Below are 15098 nucleotides of genomic sequence, written 5' to 3'. Positions count from 1 at the left end.
GTCAATAGTCCCGTTTCGCTTCGCAACATCGTCGTAACCCCTCATCAACGGAAATTGGCGGCTCCCAATTCAGCAAATCACGAACCTTGGTAATATCCACCTGCAGCGAACCCAGAAGTCGTTGTGCCTGCATCTTTCTTCCAAGTACAAACGCAGCGAACTCAAGAAAACGATTAGGCACCGGAATTAATATGGCCGTTTTTTCAACGGCGGTCGCTACCCGACGAAGGAGTTCAGGGGTTGACAGATCATCACCGTCACTAACCAGAAATAGCTGGTTCGCAGCCTTTGGGTGGACCATACACACCGTGACCAGGTCCACTAGGTTCTTCAGCGACACAAAAGAGCGTTTGTTCTCCACTGCCCCCAGCGGCAATGGCAACCCCCTACAAACCAAAGCTACCAAACTCGCAAAATTGCCTTTTACCCCCGGACCATAAACGAGCGGAGGCCGGATCACGACAATCTCCATATCGGTATCCCGCCCAATCTCCCATAGCCCCTGCTCTGCCTCAAGCTTTGAGATGGCATAAGCATCCGAGGGATCCGGAGCATCGCCCTCTTTGAACGGTACACCCCGCAAGGTTTGCTCTCCGTTCACTTTGATAGAACTAATAAACACGAAACGGCGAACGCCTGCTGCTGCGGCTTGCCTTGCAAAATTCAGTGTGCCGGCAGTGTTCACCTCCCTGAAAGCCGCAAGACGATCTGCGACTTCATCGTGCGTCGAATTTAGCAGCGCTGCGGTATGAATAACCACTTTTTTGTTGCGTAACAGGGCTGACCAATCTGTCTTCGAGTGTATGTCACCTATCTCCAACATGCCGTCAATCGGATTTCTCTGTGCCGATCTCACCGAGCCGCTGACCCTGAGCTCAGGAAGATCCCTCAAATTTTTGACGAGAGCCTGCCCGACAAACCCACTGGCGCCCGAAACTAGAACCTCCATTTTGTCAGCCATTTCTCTCTTTTCCAACCGAATCGATGTTGTCATTGACCACAGGCAGGGTATAGGCCCCCCCCTGAGTATTTAAGATCTCCGGAACAGAAGAGGCAGTCTCACCCGGGAGCTGAACTTAACCTGCTGTAACGCCGCTACTGAATACATCGGGGCCGTACTGGCCACAGGGGTCGCTCAGATCACCACGAGCATCATGAAATTCTGAAAGGGTTTACTCCAGTTCACTAGCCACTGGTAGGTGACCCACCTGCCTAACCAAGCGAATTGCCGAGGAACTAGAACTTAAACACACAAGCAGTAATTTGCGGAATTTCAAGGGCATAATGACTTGGCAATACCCTTAAGCGCTTTGCTCTGATAGGCCACCCAGTAATCCTGAGGCCTCAAACCTTGCCTCCCAACAATTGTCACGCAAAAACAATCCTGAGTCCTCTCCGTAAGTGTGCTTGAGTGCGGCTTCAGCCATAATTTCGATATCTTGCCTAGTTTCGGTAAGAAATGTCCCCGGTTCACACTCGCGAAAGCCCATCTCACCAAATTTCGTAGATAAGATCGGCAGTTGCAGAGCCCGGTATTCATAGAACTTAATAGGATCTACCGAGCTCGTTAGCTGATTTCGTTTAAATGGGATTAATCCAACATCGAAGGAATTCATCGCCTCCATTGCTTCCCTATGGCTACAAGGCGGGCAGAATGTAATATTTTCAGGAAGGTTGTCCGGAGGGCTCTGACACACGGGGCCAATCAGCCGGATTTCGTCGTTAGGTCGACACATCGCTAGAGTATCGATCCACTCCCAGTCGAACCAAGAGCCAATAGTCCCAACGTATCCGAATACGACTCTGCCACCTCCCCTCCGCCCTGCCCTGAACTCGTCAGGCATCATATTTTTATCCAGGCCATTAGGTACCAGTGTCATCCTTTTGCCGGCCCCACTCCAACGCTCCCGGAGTGCCGAGCTCGATACAAATAATTCGCCAGTTCGCTCAACAACACAGCGCTCGCGTTTACACATAGCAATTCGCGAGAGGCCGTAGTAAAAGGCCGGAAAGTCATCCATCGCGTCGTAAAACGAACGAACGCCAGACAACTGTGACAACACCTGCAGAGCCAAAACCGAGGGCTTACCAACACCTATCAAAACGTTTTTTTCTCGCCCGAACTCTTTAGCCTGCTCTAATACATCAGACCAAAATAACCTATTTACTACACCTGAACCCGGCAGTGGCTCAATAGGAAGAGATCGCGGGCAAACTCTCTGAATCCATTGCGGGAGTTCGCTGCACTGCGTAACGCTATCTGCCCTCAATCTCCCAAAATCCGCTAAGACTGGAAAGCGCGTGGGATACGGTTCAATCCAAAGGACCTCTCCACCAGTGCGCTCGTGAAACCACTGTACAAACTTGTGAGGACGTTGAGCAAAACTCGACCACGGCACCGGAGATAAGTAGATCAGTTTCATAAACGAGCATCTTTCGGTCGCTTAAAGAGGTTCTTGCACTTCCGGCAACTATTCACTTAGTTCCTCAAACTTATCAAAACAAACGCTGATCGCCTTTGCCCTCTGGTCCCAATCATTTTCATCAGCGAGCTGCGCAAGACGCTCTCGAAAAGACGCGTCGTTCTTTTTTGCGGTTGCGTCGTCCAATGCCTTGCTCAGCTCTTGTACTGAGCCTCCCCTGAAAACCTCTGGATATTGAACGCACTCCCGCATCTCAGACGTCACAATGACCGGCTTCTCAAGCGCAAAATACTCAAATAGCTTTAGCGGAGAAGTTGTGCGAGCTATTTCGCCAGGCTTAAACGGAATAAAACAAACATCAAAACGTCTTGCGTAAGCCGGTAGGATTTTGTAATCCACCGCACCAAGGTAGAGAACATTATCGGCTGAAGGGAGTTTCTGGGCTCCGCCATAGTAATCCGGGCCGATGAATACAAAGCCAAGGTCCGGTCTTTGCCGTATCAGTTCCGAAAGAGCCTCATACCAGAGCCATGGGGCAAGCGCTCCAAAATAACCCACAACAGTTTCATAACGATCACTAAAAGACTCAAGTTTCTTGGGAATAGATGTATCGGCGTGACCCGGATTGCGATAGTGCCGAGTATCGACACCATTTTGTGCCAGTATTACGCGCTCTTCTCCAACAAACTTGACAGCCTCATCATATAACTGGCCGGCAGAGGCCACAATGAAATCTGCTCCGCCATTAAAAGCAAAATTTTTCAAAGCTAAAAGTCTTTTGATATTCTGCTCGTCACCACTAATCTCTGGGTCTATGTGGTCGATATATTCATAGAGCAACACACCGCTTTCGTCTCTCTTCTTCACACTTTCAGGAGTGTGAGCGTAGGCGGTAGAGTACAGGGAACGTACCGCGCCTTTTATCTGATCGACCTCATGTCGGTTAGTAATCCAAACATTATCAGCCACCTCGCGAAATCCATTCACATCATCACCAGCCCAGTTGTCTGTGCGGTAAATGACCAAGAAGCCCAGACGCCCCATTGCTGCGCTAATATGCTGAGGCCGCTGATATAGAGGAACATTCCAATCAATAACTAATTCCTGTATGAATATTCCTTTGTAAGAGTCTCTTTTCGAGAGAATCAGCTCTTTAAATTTAAGCCAAGACAAGTCGTTGTGACTTAATGATGGACCACTTGAGCTGCTTTCGACAGGTAACCCTCTAAAATATCTTACTAGTCTGTGGCGAGGCCCCTGAAGCGCTCTCCGCATAAACGGGGGAAGACTCCAAAAAATATACTTCCCCAAACGATAAATGCTGACTAATGGAGATTTTACAAATTGACCGCCAATCCTCAACGGCTTCGTTAGCCGCCACGAACTTGATGCCTCGATTTCATCAATGAGTACTTCAAGCTCTTTGACATAGTTGTGAAGAGGTTCAAGTTCCGCAAGCTTTACGTCGTTTTCGGATAAAAGCCGATCTTTCTCAAACAGCGCTTTTTGGCCACGCTCGAGTTCGCTCAAGAGCTCCGATAAACGCGCGCCCTGTACTTCCACGGACTCTTGCAATTCATTGAGTTTGGTCTCAGTATCGTGCTGCTCTATCGAAATATCGTTAAGAACGAGGTTCAACGACGACAGCCAATCTTTATGACCATACACCAAAAGAATCTGCTCGCCAGACCATTGAGTATCCGGCAGACTACGACAATCAACGACTTTAGAGTGACAAAGCTGGAAACACGTGTTGACCTCAGATGGTATATTCTCTGGCAGAAAGGATGCGTGATGCTCGTCAATTCGATCCAGCTCCCGAAATGGGAGGGCCAAAACTATCGCTTTTCGCGACCTCTCAGCGAGCCTCTCCAGAACTCGGTAAGGCGCATGAAAATGCTCAAGAGTGTTCGAGGAAAATACAACATCGAAGCAAGAATTGGACCGATCACTTCCTACTTCGATATTTTCGTCAAGCCAGTTTTTGGCCTGGAAATTGATGGCTTTATATCGCCCTCTAGCAGCACTGATAGCGACTTCTGAAAAATCCAAACCGGTTAATTGAGATCGGTCAATCGATTCAGCAAGTGCGTCCGTACCATCACCCTCAGCACACCCCCAGTCTACTACTGACAATTTTTCTCGACGAATTTCACGTAACAGCCATGCAGGGGTATTTTGCAGCGCGAGCCTGGCAAAGAATCGAGACTGAGCAGGACCATCATTTTCGTCCCAATCATTTGAGAAACGGTCATCCCAATAAGACTTAGAATTGATTGGTCGTGGATTTAAGTTGTTCGGCATGGTTCTACCTTCACACTTTTGTCAATGGGGGGCTGAAAGATCCCGAAAAAACGCGCCTCGGAAAGAGTAGAGAAATAATGTGCGCCCTCAAAATACTCGTAGTAATGAATATCTTGGTGTTGACGGTTTTCGACTGCGGCAACCAACAAATATTTTCCGCTAACCAAAGGGTTTGTGAGTCTGAAACACACTTCAAATTCCGCCTCTTCGGGGAGAGACAAGCGATCGAGATCATGAGTGGTGGAAACGATTAAGTCAGTGCCTTGGAGATCCTTAATCGCAAAAGCTATCCCTAGGTGCTGTCTCGGAATGTCGTCCGGTATTTTCACGCCGATTACTATATTTAGAAGACAGCCCCATTCGTGGATATCCTTGCGAATGCCCTCTGAATTGCAAACCGAAGCGCTGAGTATTGTACCTTTGTGAGAGCCCCAGTGAGTTACCGGTCGACTATCCAAACCAGCTCCGGCTACAGCAACGTCGTCGCGTATCCCATCGCCAGCATTCAGTTCGGATTTCGCTGCTTGGTCTGCTCCACTTAAATCAGAGCCGTCTTCATCCCTGAACATAAACTCCATATAGCGTCCCGTTACAGGAAATACATCGCCGTCTTCCACGAGATTCCCATTACTCAGCCAGATCGCTCGATCACAGAGAGTGCGCACTGAGGACACATCATGACTCACAAATAAAATGGTCGTACCCCTCTGTTGGATCTCTTTGATCCTGCGCATGCACTTCGCTACGAAGCGCGAATCCCCGACCGCCAACGCCTCATCGATAATCAAGATGTCCGGATCAACGTGAATTGCGATCGAGAAGGCCAACCGAGCGTACATACCGCTTGAATAGGTTTTGACAGGTTGGTCAATGAACTCCGCTAGCTCTGAAAATGCCAACACATCGCCCATGCGTTGCTCCATCTCTTCCTGAGGGAACCCGAGAATTGCGGCGTTGAGCAGAACATTTTCTCTACCAGTAAATTCCACATTGAAGCCGGCGCCAAGCTCTAGTAGGGCCGCTACACGACCATTAGTCGTCACAAGACCCGCAGTTGGAGTGACAGTCCCGCAAACCATTTGCAACAGCGTGGATTTTCCGCTCCCGTTTCGACCGATTATACCAACCGTCTCACCCTTCTTTATCGAGAACGAAACATCCCTAACAGCCCAAAACTCTCTAAAATACTGGGGTGGCTCAAGCCCAATCAATTTTTTGAGCTTGGGCATAATCATTTGCTTAAGGCGGTCCTTCGGCTGACTGAAAACCTCATATCGCTTGCTTAAGCCGTCCACAGAGATTGCAATATCAGAGGACATCTGCGAATCCTTGTCTCGTCTTCTGAAACCAGCCAAAACCAATACAAAAGACAATCGTAGCGGCCGACATATACACAAACAAGCCTTCAAAGTCAGGTGGTGTGCGCCAGATCAGAACATCCCGCGCCTGCTGAATAATAAACGTCAAAGGATTCGCCAAAAAAAGCTTCTGATAGACCTCCGGGAGTCTTTCTATCGGAAAAAATACCGGCGAGAGAAAAAGCAAAACGCTAGACAGAACCCCCATTGTTTGAGCGATATCTCGCAGAAACACACCGAGAGAGGCTAGAAGATAAGCCACGCCAAGCGCAAGAGTCACGAGAGGCAACATTACAAGAGGCATGTAGATTATCTGCCATCCAGGGATGCCTATGAGAACCAGGTACGCCACACACCAAACCGTTAAACTGATGCAAGCATGAATCAGCGCACTTAGCACCGCGATCCAGGGCATAAGCTCCAGAGGGAAAATAACCTTCTTGACGTAGTTAACGTTACTCAAAATTAGGGTTGGAGAGCGGGTTAAAACCTCAGAAAGAAAACTATGCATTATAAGCCCGACGAAGAGGACAACCGCAAATACTCCTTTCCCCTCCTCCTGGCCTTCGATGGGTACTCCCCACTTGGTTTTAAATACAACTGAAAACACAAACGTGAACACCGCCAACATCAGCAGCGGATGTAGAAAGGACCAACCAATTCCTATCACAGAGCCGCGATAACGGCCTACGACGTCCCTTTTCGTCATTTGTCTGACTAAACGGCTGTGATGCTTGGCAGAGCTGAAGAACTGAAAAACCGAGGCACGTTGCGAGGCATGCGGATTCATTGAGGGTACCGTAATACGAGTGGTTATGTACGAGCTAAAGCATCACGGATACGCGCGCAAGCCTTTCCATCTCCATATGGATTGTGAGCATAACTCATCGACTGGTATGCACGTTCACAGGAAAGCAAAGAATCAATTGCGCCCGTGATAGCGCCAACTTCAGTGCCAACAAGCTTCACAGTACCCGCCTCTACAGCCTCTGGACGCTCGGTTGTATCGCGCATGACCAACACCGGCTTACCCAACGACGGCGCTTCCTCCTGTATACCGCCCGAATCAGTAAGAATGATGTAAGCTCGGTTCATTAAATACACAAACGGAAGATACTCAAGCGGCTCAATAAGGTGGATGTTAGGGCTTTCTCCGAGTAATCGCTTAACCGGCTCTTGCACATTTGGATTAAGATGAACCGGGTAAACAATCTGTACATCCGGATGGCATTTTGATGTCTCGGCGAGCGCCTGACAGATTCGCTCGAACCCTCCACCAAAACTTTCTCGACGATGCCCCGTCACAAGAATCAGCTTTTTGTCATTACTCAAAAATTCGAATTTCTCTTGTTGCTCCCGCGCCAAACCTTGATCAGACTCCAGTTTGTGCACAACCTCTAACAGTGCGTCGATAACCGTATTGCCCGTTACAAAAACACTTCCCGCCGCGACACCCTCATTCACTAGGTTTTGACGAGAGGTTTCTGTCGGAGCAAAATGTTTCTCTGCCAACACGCCCGTAAGCTTACGATTCCCCTCCTCCGGCCACGGCGAGTACAAATTCCCTGTTCTCAAGCCGGCCTCTATGTGACCCACCGGAATTTGCTGGTAATAAGCTGCAAGGCTGGCTGCAAAAGTAGTAGCGGTGTCGCCATGGACTAGAACCATATCGGGCCTGAACTCGGACAAAACTGCCTTCATCCCGACAAGAATGCTGGCTGTAACATCCGTCAAGTCTTGGCCGGGTTTCATTACGTTCAGATCATAATCAGGAGCAAGCCCGAACAACTCAATAACTTGATCGAGCATCTCCCGGTGCTGAGCCGTAACACACAGCCGGGCATCAAATCGCGGGTCTTCGCTGAGCTGTATAACCAGAGGGGCCATTTTGATGGCCTCAGGACGTGTTCCAAAAACTGTCAGAATCTTCATTAATTCATCTATTCCTGATTTCCATTTAGCGCGCTACTCGATCCTTTCACGAGCGAGGTGGATCCTATCTCGTTCTAGCCAACTCTTCAATCACCAAGATCAAGCGTTAACCCTCTACTCACGTAAGGTGCCGTCGTGCATGGGAATACTCCAGATACGCCAGCCATGGCTTCGAAAAAAGCTCCAGGCTGATTTAATGAACATCTTGCGATGTAAACTGCTTTTCCCCCCTGCGTTACCTCCCGCGTGCCGAACACACACCGAAGGATCATACACATGAAGCCAGCCTGACTTACGAGACCGCAGCGCAAGATCGAAATCCTCAAAGTACATAAAATATCGCTCATCGAATCCACCGACATCGCGCCACAATTCATCTCGAGCAATCAGAAAACACCCGCTACACAGCTCCACTCCCGGCAGAAATCTGTTAGTAGAACAATCCCCATACTCATATCGATCATTCAACCGCACCAGCGCTGGAATTCGATCCAGCGTCCTTAAAAGCCTAAACCCTAATACAGCCAGCGAGGGATATCGTTTGTGCCCAGGGCTCTCTTGGTGCCCAGTCCAATCAAAAATCCGAGGGCAGACAAACCCCCAACAAGAATTTTCACACAACCTTGACAATGCATTAGAAATAGCTTTTTTCTCAGGTGCAACATCGGGATTCATTATCAAGATGCACCGCTTGGCACCGTTACTCAAACATTCTGCAAGAATATGATGGTTTATAGTTAGGTTGTTTGTGCCGCCATAACCCAAATTCGGCTGCTTCAGCAATAACTGAAAGGGCCACTCAAAACACTCAAGTATCTCACTCTCGACTCGGTCTGAGTTGAGGTTTTCAGGTCCGTTATAAGCCAGCCAGAGTGTTGCCGCAGAGAGCTGCCCATCCAAGCGCGCTTGATCCAGACTCCGGGACAAGGTTCTCAAACATTCGAATAGCACTGCTGGCGACCAGTCGTGAACAACAATTGAAATCTCAAGCTTTGTCATCGTGTTGCTTTATCTCCGGATAACATCGGATTGCGGTGGTTTAGCCCAGTGACTTAGTCAAAGCTACACCGTCTGACACGCGAGCGTGACTCTGGGGATCATTAAAGGTGCTAAGCGGGCATGGTAACTGACCTGCTCAATCAGGCAAACTGGATAATCAATCGTTTCACGGCTCGGCAACTGGTAAATGAGCTGGGGCTGAGGAGACAACTACCGGAAGAGCGCACCCACAGAGAAGCTAGTACTATTTCCGAAAGTTGAGTGAGTACCTGTTTTTAGATACCGGAATGAGCTGGGGGTCAGTTAATCACCACAGATTTCAACAATAACTCACGTCTTGACTCGGTTTCGAAACAAAACCAACAACCGCCACGCATGACTCAAAGCCCAGTCATACGCCGCGAACACGCCCACAAACAGCGTGAACATCAGCCACTCCGGCACCTGAAAGTACTCCCCCGCCAGCCCAATCAGTGCCAAAAACAGCGCCACCGTCGTGATCGCCACCAACGCCTGGCGATCAGTAAACCCAGCCCGCATGAAGATATGATGCAGATGCTCCCTGTCGGGCTTCATCACCGATTGCCCCTTACGGGCGCGGCGCACCATGATGGCTACCATGTCCATCAGCGGCAACGCAATCAGCCAGAGCGCGGTGACCGGGCGAAACGCCTGGGCCTCGGGCTGGGTGCCCTTGACCAGCAGCCAGACGATGGAGAAACCGATAAACATGGAGCCCGCGTCTCCCATGAAAATGCGCTTACGAAACGGAGGCATTTTCAGGTTCGCGGCCAGGTAGGGCAGCAGCGCGATCGCGATCGCAAAAGCCAGTACCAGTTCCGAAAGGTTGCCAGGACCCAACAGGAACAGCAGTGACAGAGAGAACAGCGCGATCAGACTCATGGTGCCGGCGAGGCCATCGATGCCATCCATCATATTGAAGGCGTTGGTGGCGCCAATCACTGCGGCAATGGTCACCAGCGGCCCCAGCCAACCGAGCTCGATCACACCCAGACCGAACAGATCACCAAAATGCACCAGCGATATGCCCGAGCCATACGTCAGTAACGCGCCCAGCGCCACCTGCGACCACAACCGGAACTGCGGGGGCAAATCGCAAGCATCATCGACGGTACCCAAAACAACCAATAGCAGCGACGCGAGCAGGTAAATCCCGTAGCCGCCTGCCAGCGGCATGGAAATCATCCACGCGGCGAACAGGCCAATGAATGCACTCAGGCCACCAATCAGCGGAACGGCTCCCGTATGCACCTTGCGATGATCCGGGATGTCCAAAAGGCGGAAGCACATAGCGAAAGGCCGGAGAAGCAACAAAGACACAAACGCGAAGAAACCCGAGGAAAGGCCGACAGAACCTACAACTTCCATATACTTCCCTGTGTTTTTGGGACTGTTCCTTCTAGTACGCGGCGAGGTTACCTCATAGTTGCAATTTGAGATAAGAAACACAGCATTATTTTACAATCTATGACAGGGAATAGTGTTAGGGAGGGATGTGCGAGTCGTCTTCTAAAAACGCCACACATTGGGGATAAGCAGAATTGCGACCGACGCCACCAGGCAGCTCAAGGGCAGCCCTACCCTGGCGTAATCGCTGAATCGGTACCGGCCGGGGCCGAAAACCATCAGGTTGGTCTGGTAACCCAGTGGCGTTATGAACGACGCCGATGCGGCAAACATCACCGCCACGGCAAACGGCAGGAAATTCACACCCAACTGCTCCGATACCGCCATGGCAATCGGAAACATCAACACCGCAGCCGCATTATTGGTAATCACTTCGGTGAACACGGCCGTCAACAGGTACACCAGGGCCAGCATCACCCAAGGGGGCCACTCGCCAGATCCGAGCAGGCCACCGGCCACCCATTGGGCTGCGCCGGTTTCGGTCATGGCATTTCCCAGTGCGAAGGAGGCCGCAATGACCACCAGTACCGGCAAGTCCACACTGCGCCGCGCCCGGCTGGCGGTAATGCAGCGCGACACTATCATGCCGCCCGCTGCCAGAAACGCCGCCTCCATGATACTGAACAAACCCGAGGCACTGGCCACTACCATCAACAACAGGATCACCAGGGCACGGGGCGCTTTCCGGAAATCCGGGGGCGTGGAATCGTTCAGGGCGCTGACCAGCAGAAAATCCCGCCGGAAGCGGTACTGCTCGGCAAACTGATGGCTGGCTTCCAGCAGCAGGGTGTCGCCAATCTTGAAGGTAATATCCCCCAGCTTACCGGGCACCCGTCGGCCCTCCCGGGACAGCGACAGAATCACCGCGCTGAAGCGGGTACGGAAACGGCTGTCGCGAATGGTCATGCCGATAGCGGGAAACTCCGGGCCCAACACCACCTCCACCAGGCAACGCTGATGGTTCGCCACATCCAATTTGTGCACATTTCCGCTGGCCGGCTTGAGGCCATGAATGCGCCGAAGCTCACTGGCGCACTCCGGCGCCCCGACGAAATAGAGTTTGTCGCCAGGTTGCAGGGTGCGGTCTGGCTCCACGGCGGTAATCAACCGGCCACCCCGATCAATCTCGGTGAGGTAGCCGTGGTTCAGCGCCCGCAACCCGGCCTCAGCAATGGTGCGGCCAACCAGCGGCCCGGGGCTGACCACTTCCACCTCCACGCCGTACTGGCGCACCTCCGCCAGCTCCTCGGTGACACCCCCTCGGTCCGGTAGCAAGCGACCGGCAAACAGCACCAGAAACCCACCGCCCACCACCAGCAACGGCACCCCCACCCAGGCCAGCTCAAACAGCCCCAGCTGGATGCCTACCTGGCTTTGCAGCAACCCGTCTACCACCAGATTGGTACTGGTGCCGATCAACGTGCAGGTGCCCCCAAGAATGGCGGCGTAGCTCAGCGGCAGTAACAATTTGGAAGCCGGAATACCCAGACGTTGGGCCCAGTCCTGAATGGCGGGAATAAACATCGCGACCACCGCGGTGTTGTTCATAAAACCACTCAGCACGCCAGTCGGTGCAATCATGCGCAGCTGCGCGCCACGCTGGCTTTTCGGGTGGCCTAACAACAAGCGGGCAATCCACTGCACCGCACCGGTTTCCTTCAACCCCGCGGCCACCACATACAGCGTGGCAATGGTAATCACCCCCGGATTGCCAAACCCCACCAGCGCACCAATGGGCTCAAGCACGCCACTGATCAGCAACAGCGCCAACGCCGCCATCAACACCAGGTCCGCAGAGATCCGGGTCAGCGTCAGTGTCGCGAGCACGCCCGCAAGAGTAATCAGCGTGAAAACGGCCTGCCATTCCATATGGCTATGAGCTTCCCTGATAATTAAAGCAATGTGGACATTCAGGCATTGCGGGCAATCAATTCGCGCTCCAGCAGATAGGCAATCACCGACTCAACACAGTCATCCACCGAATGGCAAGACGTGTCCAGGCGGATTTCCGGATGCGCCGGCACTTCGTAGGGGGAGTCGATGCCGGTAAAGTGCCTGATCTCGCCCGCGCGGGCTTTTTTGTAGAGCCCCTTCGGATCCCGCGATTCACAGGTTTCCAGTGGCGCGTCCATGAACACTTCAATGAACTCACCCGCCGGGAACAGCTTACGCACCATGCGTCGGTCACTGGTGAACGGCGAAATGAATGCACTCATCACAATCAGCCCGGCGTCCGCGAACAGCTTGCACACCTCGCCCACGCGACGAATGTTCTCCACCCGGTCTTCATCGGAAAACCCCAGATCATTGCACAGACCGTGGCGCACGTTGTCACCGTCCAGCAAAAAGGTATGGTAACCACGCTCATGCAGGGCCACATCCAGAGCATTGGCGATGGTGGACTTGCCGCTGCCGCTCAGCCCCGTAAACCAAAGCAGGCAGGGCTTCTGGTTTTTGTTGGCGGAGCGCTCGGCGCGGGTGATTTTGTGGTCATGCCAGACAATGTTTGACGCCAAAGTACCATTCCTTCTGGTCTCAGGTGGGTTTGTGGGTTTGTCGGATTACGCCTAAGGCTAATCCGACGATAAATGCTCAGGCCCAAAATTCCGCCATCACGGCTAAAAACTCTTCCAACTGCACCGCAGGCAATTCATTTATGCCGGCAGCGGCCTTCCGCCCCCCACCCGTAGGAAAACGGCGAGCCATCTCATCCGCCCCGGACCGGTTATTCAGCGGCGCGCGAATACTCACCAGATAATCGCCACCGGGGTTCTCTGTCACTATGGCACAAGCCTGATCCGGGTGCCGATTGGCCAGCTCGTTGCCCAGCACACCGCTCACCCGCCGTGCCCAGGCTTCATCCGGCAGCTTCACCACCAAAGACGTGGCAGTTTCCGCCAGCACCGGCGCCGCCAGGCCCTTCGCCATATCCGCCTGATACCCGTCGCGCAGCTGTTGCCAGGCCACCGGTGCCGCGGCAATCAACTCCAGGGGGTCAGCGAACATCACGAACTCCCGGTACAGATCGGCCGGATGAAAGTGTAAATCCGCCACCGTGGCGCCGTAGCCGTTGTAATTGATACACACCCCAAGCGCCTTCAAGGCCTCAGCTTGCTCCGGCGACAAACCGGCTTTTTCTGCCAGCGATTCCGCCACCGCATTCAGGTTGTCTCCGAAAGCCGCGGCAATTGCCCAGTGATGGAAGCGGCCACCCAGGTGCTGGTCCACCAGCAAACTGGTGCACGTGGTCGGCTGCGTATCAATCAGGGCAGTAAAGTTGTTGGAGCTCGGCAGCGTGTCACCGGGGAAGTGGTGGTCCACATAGAACACCGAGCAGCCCGCAGCCAACAGCTTGTCCACCGCCGCCCGGTTTTTGTCGAGGCTGACATCGAGAATAGTGACCCGGGCCGGCGTTTCCGCTGGCACCTGTTGCGCCAGGGCAATGTCCCGTTTTACGCCGGTGATCAGGGTGGCTTCGCAAGGCTCTGCCAGGCGAAGTTGAATCAGCGCGCAGATGCCGTCTGCGTCGCCGTTGAATACGTCATACACCTTCATAAACACTCCATATACGCCTGCACCACCCGTTCTTCACTGAACTCTCGCTCCATGCGACCCCGGGCGGCATCCCCCGACTTCTGCAATGCCTCAACACCCACGCCCATAGCCCGTCGCATCTGCCGGGCCAAAGAGTCCGCATCGCGCACGTCACACAACCACCCGGTCACCTCTGGCTCAATGGCATGGCGGCAGCCAGGCACGTCGGTCACTATGGCAGGGCGGCCCATGGCGGCGGCCTCCAATACTGTGCGTGGCATGCCTTCACGGTAGGAAGGCAACACCAACACGTGGGCCTGCTCGATCAACGGACGAACGTCGTCTGTAGCGCCCAGGTATTCCACAATGCCCTCAGCCTGCCACTGATGAACTTCGGCTTCCGAAATCGCTGTGCGGTTGCTTACCCCCAACGGACCCACCAACAGACAGCGCACCTCCAACCCTTCGGCATTCAGCTGCCGGCAGGCTTCAGCATATTCCCGCACACCCTTATCACCCAGCAAGCGGGCAATCATAATGAAGGTGAAGGGCCCACTTTTCGGGAGAGGCGAAGTCTGAAACCGCAGTAAATCCACTCCGGAACCGGGCAACAGGGTATAGGGTGTATCCCCCAACAATGCCTTGCCTCGGAACACGCCCAGGTCTTCCTCGTTCTGGAAGAACAGTTTTCGCGCACGGCGGTTCACCAGGCCATACACCTGCCGCACCCGCCGAAACAGCCAGGAATCGTGAATAAACGCCGTACCCAGGCCGGAAATATTATTGGCAAACGGAATTTTCTGCAGCGCGCACACCAGCCCGCAATAGATGTTCATCTTCACCGTGAAGTTGAACACGAAGTCCGGCCGGTAACGGCGCATCACCGCCCAGATAAACCTCAGGCTTTGCAGCTCCTGCAGTGCGCCCGTGCTCTTGCCATCCAGCGGCAAGGCAATGTGCTCCGCCCCCAGCTCATCCATCAACCGTTGGCTGAAATCATCCTGCGGCGACAGACATATCACCCGGTTGCCCTGCTCGCACAATGCGCGAATGGTACTGGCGCGGAAGTTATACAAATACCAGGAGGTATTAGACGTAAGAAAAACTATCGGCTTCAACT

Annotated in this window: 12 protein-coding genes; all 12 read right to left on the bottom strand. The window is 52.8% G+C overall.

Annotation, left to right across the window (positions count from 1 at the left end; genetic code table 11):
• Nucleotide 1: 1 nt before the first annotated feature.
• A complete protein-coding gene (locus R0125_RS04595) occupies nucleotides 2-961 on the bottom strand; it encodes an SDR family oxidoreductase (RefSeq protein ID WP_317237318.1) in 960 nt (319 codons plus the stop codon).
• A gap of 340 nt (nucleotides 962-1301) precedes the next feature.
• Entirely contained in the window at nucleotides 1302-2423 is a 1122-nt protein-coding gene (locus tag R0125_RS04590; RefSeq protein ID WP_317237317.1) for a glycosyl transferase, read from the bottom strand.
• 48 nt (nucleotides 2424-2471) lie between these two features.
• Nucleotides 2472-4727, bottom strand: coding sequence for a methyltransferase (locus tag R0125_RS04585; protein ID WP_317237316.1), 2256 nt, complete (start codon nucleotides 4725-4727; stop codon nucleotides 2472-2474).
• Nucleotides 4712-6046, bottom strand: a complete 1335-nt coding sequence (locus R0125_RS04580; protein ID WP_317237315.1) for an ABC transporter ATP-binding protein — start codon at nucleotides 6044-6046, stop codon at nucleotides 4712-4714. Before R0125_RS04580 ends, R0125_RS04585 begins: the two co-directional genes overlap by 16 nt.
• Nucleotides 6036-6875 carry an ABC transporter permease gene (locus tag R0125_RS04575; RefSeq protein WP_317237314.1) on the bottom strand — a complete coding sequence of 280 codons (840 nt, stop codon included), beginning with the start codon at nucleotides 6873-6875 and terminating at the stop codon, nucleotides 6036-6038. Before R0125_RS04575 ends, R0125_RS04580 begins: the two co-directional genes overlap by 11 nt.
• Before the next feature lie 23 nt (nucleotides 6876-6898).
• Complete coding sequence (wecB, locus tag R0125_RS04570) at nucleotides 6899-8017, bottom strand: non-hydrolyzing UDP-N-acetylglucosamine 2-epimerase (RefSeq protein ID WP_317237313.1); 1119 nt, start codon at nucleotides 8015-8017, stop codon at nucleotides 6899-6901.
• A gap of 114 nt (nucleotides 8018-8131) precedes the next feature.
• Nucleotides 8132-9016: a glycosyltransferase family 2 protein gene (locus tag R0125_RS04565; RefSeq protein WP_317237312.1), complete on the bottom strand. Its 885-nt coding sequence runs from the start codon at nucleotides 9014-9016 to the stop codon at nucleotides 8132-8134.
• A gap of 330 nt (nucleotides 9017-9346) precedes the next feature.
• A complete protein-coding gene (gene wecA / locus R0125_RS04560) occupies nucleotides 9347-10405 on the bottom strand; it encodes a UDP-N-acetylglucosamine--undecaprenyl-phosphate N-acetylglucosaminephosphotransferase (protein ID WP_317237311.1) in 1059 nt (352 codons plus the stop codon).
• A gap of 141 nt (nucleotides 10406-10546) precedes the next feature.
• Nucleotides 10547-12313, bottom strand: a complete 1767-nt coding sequence (locus R0125_RS04555) for an SLC13 family permease (RefSeq protein ID WP_317237310.1) — start codon at nucleotides 12311-12313, stop codon at nucleotides 10547-10549.
• Between the two features lie 41 nt (nucleotides 12314-12354).
• A complete protein-coding gene (gene cysC / locus R0125_RS04550) occupies nucleotides 12355-12960 on the bottom strand; it encodes an adenylyl-sulfate kinase (RefSeq protein ID WP_317237309.1) in 606 nt (201 codons plus the stop codon).
• A 76-nt stretch (nucleotides 12961-13036) separates the two neighbouring features.
• Nucleotides 13037-13999: a DHH family phosphoesterase gene (locus R0125_RS04545; RefSeq protein WP_317237308.1), complete on the bottom strand. Its 963-nt coding sequence runs from the start codon at nucleotides 13997-13999 to the stop codon at nucleotides 13037-13039.
• On the bottom strand, nucleotides 13996-15096 hold the full coding sequence (locus R0125_RS04540; RefSeq protein ID WP_317237307.1) for a glycosyltransferase family 4 protein: 1101 nt from the start codon (nucleotides 15094-15096) through the stop codon (nucleotides 13996-13998). Before R0125_RS04540 ends, R0125_RS04545 begins: the two co-directional genes overlap by 4 nt.
• Between the last annotated feature and the right edge of the window lie 2 nt (nucleotides 15097-15098).

Origin of the sequence: Marinobacter sp. M-5, from assembly GCF_032911545.1 — a bacterium.
Taxonomy (GTDB): Bacteria; Pseudomonadota; Gammaproteobacteria; order Pseudomonadales; family Oleiphilaceae; genus Marinobacter; species Marinobacter goseongensis.
The sequence above is the reverse complement of the archived record's forward strand: the minus strand, read 5'-3'. Positions and strand labels throughout refer to the sequence as shown.

Bases quoted from the DNA above. Each gene is read 5' to 3' on its own strand.
- R0125_RS04595 (WP_317237318.1), bottom strand. From the start codon at position 961: ATGGCTGACAAAATGGAGGTTCTAGTTTCGGGCGCCAGTGGGTTTGTC.
- R0125_RS04590 (WP_317237317.1), bottom strand. From the start codon at position 2,423: ATGAAACTGATCTACTTATCTCCGGTGCCGTGGTCGAGTTTTGCTCAA.
- R0125_RS04585 (WP_317237316.1), bottom strand. From the start codon at position 4,727: ATGCCGAACAACTTAAATCCACGACCAATCAATTCTAAGTCTTATTGG.
- R0125_RS04580 (WP_317237315.1), bottom strand. From the start codon at position 6,046: ATGTCCTCTGATATTGCAATCTCTGTGGACGGCTTAAGCAAGCGATAT.
- R0125_RS04575 (WP_317237314.1), bottom strand. From the start codon at position 6,875: ATGAATCCGCATGCCTCGCAACGTGCCTCGGTTTTTCAGTTCTTCAGC.
- wecB (WP_317237313.1), bottom strand. From the start codon at position 8,017: ATGAAGATTCTGACAGTTTTTGGAACACGTCCTGAGGCCATCAAAATG.
- R0125_RS04565 (WP_317237312.1), bottom strand. From the start codon at position 9,016: ATGACAAAGCTTGAGATTTCAATTGTTGTTCACGACTGGTCGCCAGCA.
- wecA (WP_317237311.1), bottom strand. From the start codon at position 10,405: ATGGAAGTTGTAGGTTCTGTCGGCCTTTCCTCGGGTTTCTTCGCGTTT.
- R0125_RS04555 (WP_317237310.1), bottom strand. From the start codon at position 12,313: ATGGAATGGCAGGCCGTTTTCACGCTGATTACTCTTGCGGGCGTGCTC.
- R0125_RS04545 (WP_317237308.1), bottom strand. From the start codon at position 13,999: ATGAAGGTGTATGACGTATTCAACGGCGACGCAGACGGCATCTGCGCG.